Raw genomic sequence first — 6240 nt, forward strand, 5'->3', positions numbered from 1 at the left:
GCTGATCGGTCGGCCCGGGAGGCGACGGCGACGGTTGGCTAGCCGACGCCAGAACAATGAGGCTCCCCCTCGCCGAAGGTGTCGGCAGGTCGACACTCTCGCGGTTGCAGCTCACTGATGCGAATCCAGGGCTGCGCCCAAGTTCTGATTCTGACAGGGTATGTCCACGAGTCGGACCGGCGTGGACGGAGCCACCACCCTTGATCATTTTGGACACCAACATCCTCTGGGGCGTGACGCTGAACAGCAGTACCGCCGATCTCCTCCGAGCACTCAAGGCAGCAGGTATCCGCGCCGCTGTCCCCTGGGTGGTTCTGGAAGAATTGGTGTCGCATCGGACGCTGTCATACGTCGAAGCGCACCTCAGGGCGACTTCGGCGCTCACCGACCTGAAGCGCCACGTTCCGTGGGGCGGTGTGCCCAGCATGGGGGAGGCTGATAAAGAGCGGCACCGGGAGCACTGGCGAGACGTGTACAGGCGCATGGTTGAGGTTATCGAGCCGAGCGCGGAAGTACTGCGGACCGCGCTCTTCCGGGAGTCCAACGTCCTCGCGCCATGCAAGCAGCTCGGCCAGAAGGGTGACAAGACCGGTTCCCGAGATGCTGCAATCTGGCTGACGACCATCGAGTACGCACGCGACCACGTGGACGAGGAAGTCCACTTCGTTAGCACGAACACGAAAGACTTCGGCGACGGTACGGAGTACCTGGAGCCAATGAAGGGCGACCTCGCGGGTATGCAGAGCCGCTTCTTTCACCTCACTTCCCTGGACGACATCGTGGAGCGCTTCGCGAAACCGGCCGAGGTCAAACCAGACTTCCTCCCTGCACTCCTGGCAAGTGAGGATTCGATCGAAATACTCACGGAGGCGCTGTCCGAACACCTGCCGACCCTTGCTCAAAAGAGCGATTCGGGATGGACGAACGCAGGTCTTGCCTACACACGACTCGATGACCGCGAGAACGTTAGGGAAGTCCCCGGCGGGTCGAGGTGGCTATTCCCACCCTCGCTTACCTTCGACAGCGTCTCGGACGTGACTGCCCACAGCATCGGTGGGAAGGACTGGTACATGGCCACGGTCCGTTTGTTCGCCTCTGGGTTGATGGTGCTGCCCGGACCAGACCTCACTTCAGCGGCGAACGTTCTAGAGGCCCGTGTACTCGTGACACAGGACGAGACCGGCGCACGTCCGTCGGTCCTGCGATGCAAGCAGCCCCGCACCCTTACGGCCGAGGAAGTCAGCCGGGTTCCGAACGCAGAGACCAACGGGCGACAGGAGTTGGATGCGCAATTCCTGTCCAACCGGCTACTAAGACAAGCCTCTGCCACGACATCCGAATTTCCTCAGCCCGGCTCGCCAATCGACGTTCTCTCCACTCTGTCCACGTGGGCCATCGCTGCCTGGGTGGCTCGGGGTGTGGTCAAGTAGGGCCGCCTCCCGGCTGTTCTCAGGGGGCGGAGCCCCACTGGCCGCCGGAGCCCGAGGGTATACGTGACGGCAGCCACGAGCCCGCCTCCACCGAGGAAGCAAACCCGATTGGTCGCTGAACAGCGCCAGCGAACTGCCTCTCGGACCAGGGAACCCGGCGGCCGCCATCAGAGCTGCCACGAGCGCAGCTCTGAGCCAGCGCTCGTCGCTAGGGCAACGAAGGCAGCAGCGACAGCCGAGTGCGATGACACTGCCTCGCCGCGAAGGCGGACAGGCTCACCTCAGCGGGCAGCGCCGGCAGCGGCTTCTGCCGAGTTGCATGACCTAGGGTGGCTCTCGACGGGTAGTTGCGCTACCCGGTTGGTTCGTTGAGAGAGGCGGTTGGCGCTGGTGAGGGAGTCTGTACAGTCCGACGTGCAGAAGCTGGTGAGCCGCTTGGCGGAACGGGATCGCCTGCGCAGCGAGGCCACCCTTCAGGCGGATGTAAGGCAACTACTCCTGACTGGCGGACTGAACCTCTCCGAGCACGACATGACCGTGGACCTGGAAACCCAGGTCGGCGACGGCAGACGCATCGACGTCGAGGTCGGCTTTACCGTCATCGAGATCAAGAAGGACCTGAGCAGCACTGCTGTCTTGCGGGACGCAATCGTCCAACTGACCGGTTACGTCAGGACTCGCACGAGACAGACGGGGCAGCGCTATGTAGGGGTTCTCACTGACGGCTCGGACTGGCGGGCTTACCACCTGACCGGCGAAATTCTAGAGGAAGCCAACTGCTTTCGCCTAACCAAACGGACCCATGTAACAGATCTGCTGTTGTGGTTGGAGGAAGTTCTGGCCACAACCACCGGCGTGAAGCCCACCCCGATAGAGATCCAGCGGCGGCTCGGCGCGGACACCGTTTCGTACAGTATCGATTTTGCGACGCTCGCCGCTCTCTACGAGGCCCACAAGGACCTGCCGACGGTGCAGATGAAAAGGCGGCTGTGGTCAGAGCTACTGCGCAGCGCGCTAGGGACGCAGTTTATCGACGAGGACTCCCTTTTTGTCGAACATACTCTGCTAGTGAACACCGCTGAGATCATCGCACACTTGGTCCTCGGCCTACCGGTACGCAGCATGGAGCCAGCGAGTTTGCTGATCGGTGAGCTTTTCAATCAAGCTCAGATTTTCGGGGTAATTGAGGCCGACTTCTTTGACTGGGTCCTTGAAGTACCCGACGGTGAGGGTTTTGTCCGTGCTATTGCACGGCGCTTGGCGCGATTCGACTGGGCTGACGTTAATCATGATGTGCTGAAAGTGCTTTACGAATCGGTAATCAGTACCGCCACCCGCAAAGCCCAGGGCGAGTACTACACCCCCGACTGGCTAGCAGAGAGGATCGTCGCTGAAAGCGTAACTGACCCCCTTCAGCAACGCGTGTTGGATCCTTCCTGCGGTTCGGGGACGTTCCTGTTTCACGCCACTCGGCGCTATTTGACGGCTGCAGAGGTCGCCGGAACCCCACTAAAGGAAGCCCTGCACGGCTTGACTAACCATGTCGCCGGCATCGACCTGCACCCGGTCGCGGTAGCCCTCGCCCGCGTAACCTATCTTCTGGCAATCGGTCGCGACCGGCTGACCAGCGAGCGAGGCCCTATTCGGGTGCCGGTTTTCCTCGGCGATAGCATCCAATGGGATCAGCGACTCGACCTTATCGATCATAATCACCTTGTGGTCCGCACCGATTACGACGGCCGTTTTTACAATAGTGACTTGCGGTTCCCTGAAGACCTCCTTGCCGACGTTTATCGCTTCGACGATCTCGTCAACACACTCGCCGACCTCGCTGCAGACCAGCGCCGGACCAGAGGAACGGTGCCCTCGCTGGCTCACGTGTTTCGTCGTCTAGCGATCGAGCCTGAACACCATGCTGCGATCAAGCAGAACCTGCAACTGTTATGCGAACTGGTCGACCATGATCGTAACCATATCTGGTCCTACTATGTTCGCAACCTCGCACGCCCCATGTGGCTGTCACGCCCAGAGAACCGCGTTGACGTTCTGGTGGGTAATCCACCCTGGCTCTCCTACCGGCATATGCCCAATAAGATGCAGGAACGCTTTAAGGAGATGAGTCAGGACCGCGGGTTGTGGAAGGGTGTTGAGGTCGCTACCCACCAAGACCTGTCTGGGCTCTTCATCGCCCGCGCCGTCCAGCAGTACCTCACCAGCGATGGCACATTCGGCTTCGTCGTCCCCAACTCCGTGCTCGACAGGCCTTACTGGACCGGGTTCCGCAGCGGAGCATTCCACGAACCAACCGAGCAAATCGACGTCGCTTTCACCCACTCTTGGGATCTTCGTCGACTGCGACCACATTTCTTTCCCCGAGGCAGCGCCGTCATTTTCGGCCACCGCACTACATACGGGAACAGCAGGCCGCTTCCCAGGACGACCCAGCGATGGACTGGGACCTTGCCTCGCGGAGTAGCCAGCTGGAAACAAGTCGCAAGCGTGACCTTCCGCGAGGACGCCAGACTCGTCTACGCCAGCGAGGGTTTGAACGACTCCCCTTACCGGTCAAGATTCGCCAATGGCGCCACGATCTACCCAAGGATACTATTCTTCGTCCAGCGTCAACGGGCAACTTCACTCGGCCTTGGGGCAGGTCGAGTGAAGGTCCGCTCTGATCGGGCCAGCGGCGAAAACAAGCCCTGGAAAGCCTTGCCCGACCTTGAAGACGTGGTGGAAAGCGAGTTCATCCGGCCGATCTACCTCAGCGAGTGCGTGCTGCCGTACCAGACCCTTCCGCCTCGGTACGCGGTCCTGCCCCTTCAAGGGACTGAAATTCTGGACGGCCAACACCGCGACCTCGATCGGTATCCTGACCTAGCCCGCTGGTGGAGGCGTGCAGAGGATCTATGGTTGAAGCACCGCAGCAGCGATCGGCTGACGCTCGCTGGACGCCTCAACTATCAGAATGATCTCAGCGGACAACTGCCTGGCACCCCGCTCCGAGTGGTGTACGGCAAGTCTGGCATGCACGTTTCGGCCTCGCTTCTCGACGTACCTAACGGGATCATCGAACACTCCCTGTATTGGGCCACCGTCACCAGCCGCAGCGAGGGTCTCTACCTCCTAGCCATCCTTAATTCCCCCGCAATCACCGAACTGGTCCGCCCCCTTTTGCCCTACGCGAAAGACGAACGCCACATCGACAAGTACGTGTGGGAGCTCCCAATTCCCACCTACGACAATACGAATCCACAACACATTCGTTTGGCAGAGATTAGCCAGCTGGAGATGGACCGAGTCACGGCACTCGATCTGGACACAAGCAAGTACTTCGTCACCCTTCGGCAAGTGGTCCGCCAACACCTACTCGACTCCCCGAATGCTGGAGAACTTGATCTCCTTGTACGGGACCTCCTGGATTGACAGCTCCGCGAACCCCATCAGCCACCGAGACACATACCTTCACCGCAGCAGCCCTACAGCGACTGTTCGTGCGCCGGTCCGGACCACTGGGGCCTCGCCTCCTCGGCCATCCTCGCTGGTAGTGACCCCTGCTCGTCAAGCGGGCAACGCCGCCGAAAGTCGGCCGTAGATCCGCCGTGCATGCGACAGATCAGCACCAGCCAGCCGAGCCAACTCGCGGTGATCGATGCGGCGTCCCGCTGATAGGGCCTCAGCGAAGGCTGCCTCCATGATCTGGACCTTCGTCAGGCGAGGTGTGTCCTCGGAGTCCGGGACCGCCGGACCGGCCACGGAGGGCCCTACCTGGGAGTCCTCCACGGGGTCCAGGACAGCAGGACCGGCGTCCTCTATCGGTCCGAGGTAGTCCGGGACCACGGGGACCGGTTCGGCCGACACGGGACCGGAGGCCGGGACTACGGGCACGGTGTCCGGGACCGCCACCGGCGTGGAGTCCGGGACTACGGGGGTGGAGTCCGGGACCGGCGGAACGGAGTCCAGGACTGCCTCACCGGAGTCCAGGACCGATATCAGCGAGTCCGGGACTCCGTCTGACTGGTCGGCAACCCCAGCGGCGAATGCAGCGCCCTCGGGCTCCACCTGGACGGTGAGCGGGGCTGCGGGGCTCTCGCCCATCCGGGAAAGGGCAATCTTCGCCATCATCAGGAAGCCCGCAGCAGGCAGCGCGGCAGCCAACCAGCCGACCACCGAGGGCTCTGCCTCGATGACCTGGGCACCAAGTGACAAGAACACCGCGACGACCAGCACTGTCACGGGGAACGCCTTCGACTTGCCGATCCGAACTCGGCGACGGATCTCCAGGGCGGCGGCGATCGACATCAGCTCCAGGGTGACCGCGTTCGCCCAGGCGAGCCATCCACCCTGGCCGTGAGCGACCGAGACGTCGTGTACGTGTCGGAAGCTGGCAGCGCCGGCTGCCCCTCCGATGGTGAGCATGATGGCTACCTGGATGGCTCCCTCGATCCGCTCGGATCGGCTCTGGGAACTCGTCTTGCGCTTCATGGCCTCTTCCTTGGTGGAGGCCGTCGAAGACAGATCAGCCGGGACGTAGATAGCCCCTGACGGACGCCTCTACGCCGGACGTAGGCGTATCACGGGGCGTGTCACACGCCGCCCGGTAGTGATCCACACGGAACGGCACGCTAGGGCTGTTGATCATGCCCTCTACCTGCATAAATGGGTGGTTGACGGTAGCCGGCGACACTACAGATCTTGAATGGTCAGGTTCGTCCGATGTGGTCTGTGTGACGGCTTGGGGCTGGGGTAGATCGATGGGATGAGGTATCCCGATGGAGGTGGGTTGTCCGCGCGGGGGCGGGCGAAGCGTGAG

The 6240-nt window shown here is 61.9% G+C and carries 3 protein-coding genes; 2 read left to right on the forward strand and 1 reads right to left on the reverse strand.

Going from position 1 to position 6240, the window contains the following annotated elements; genetic code table 11:
• Positions 1-56: 56 nt before the first annotated feature.
• Positions 57-1430: a PIN domain-containing protein gene (locus AC0AIB_RS27550; RefSeq protein WP_465097781.1), complete on the forward strand. Its 1374-nt coding sequence runs from the start codon at positions 57-59 to the stop codon at positions 1428-1430.
• 414 nt (positions 1431-1844) lie between these two features.
• The gene (locus tag AC0AIB_RS27555) at positions 1845-4853 is read left to right on the forward strand and encodes an N-6 DNA methylase (RefSeq protein WP_465097782.1); all 3009 of its coding nucleotides are present in this window, start codon (positions 1845-1847) and stop codon (positions 4851-4853) included.
• Between the two features lie 135 nt (positions 4854-4988).
• On the opposite strand, the gene AC0AIB_RS27560 is transcribed toward AC0AIB_RS27555, so the two are convergent.
• Positions 4989-5912, reverse strand: a complete 924-nt coding sequence (locus AC0AIB_RS27560) for a DUF2637 domain-containing protein (RefSeq protein ID WP_465097783.1) — start codon at positions 5910-5912, stop codon at positions 4989-4991.
• Between the last annotated feature and the right edge of the window lie 328 nt (positions 5913-6240).

This window comes from Micromonospora sp. DSM 43699 (assembly GCF_055517075.1).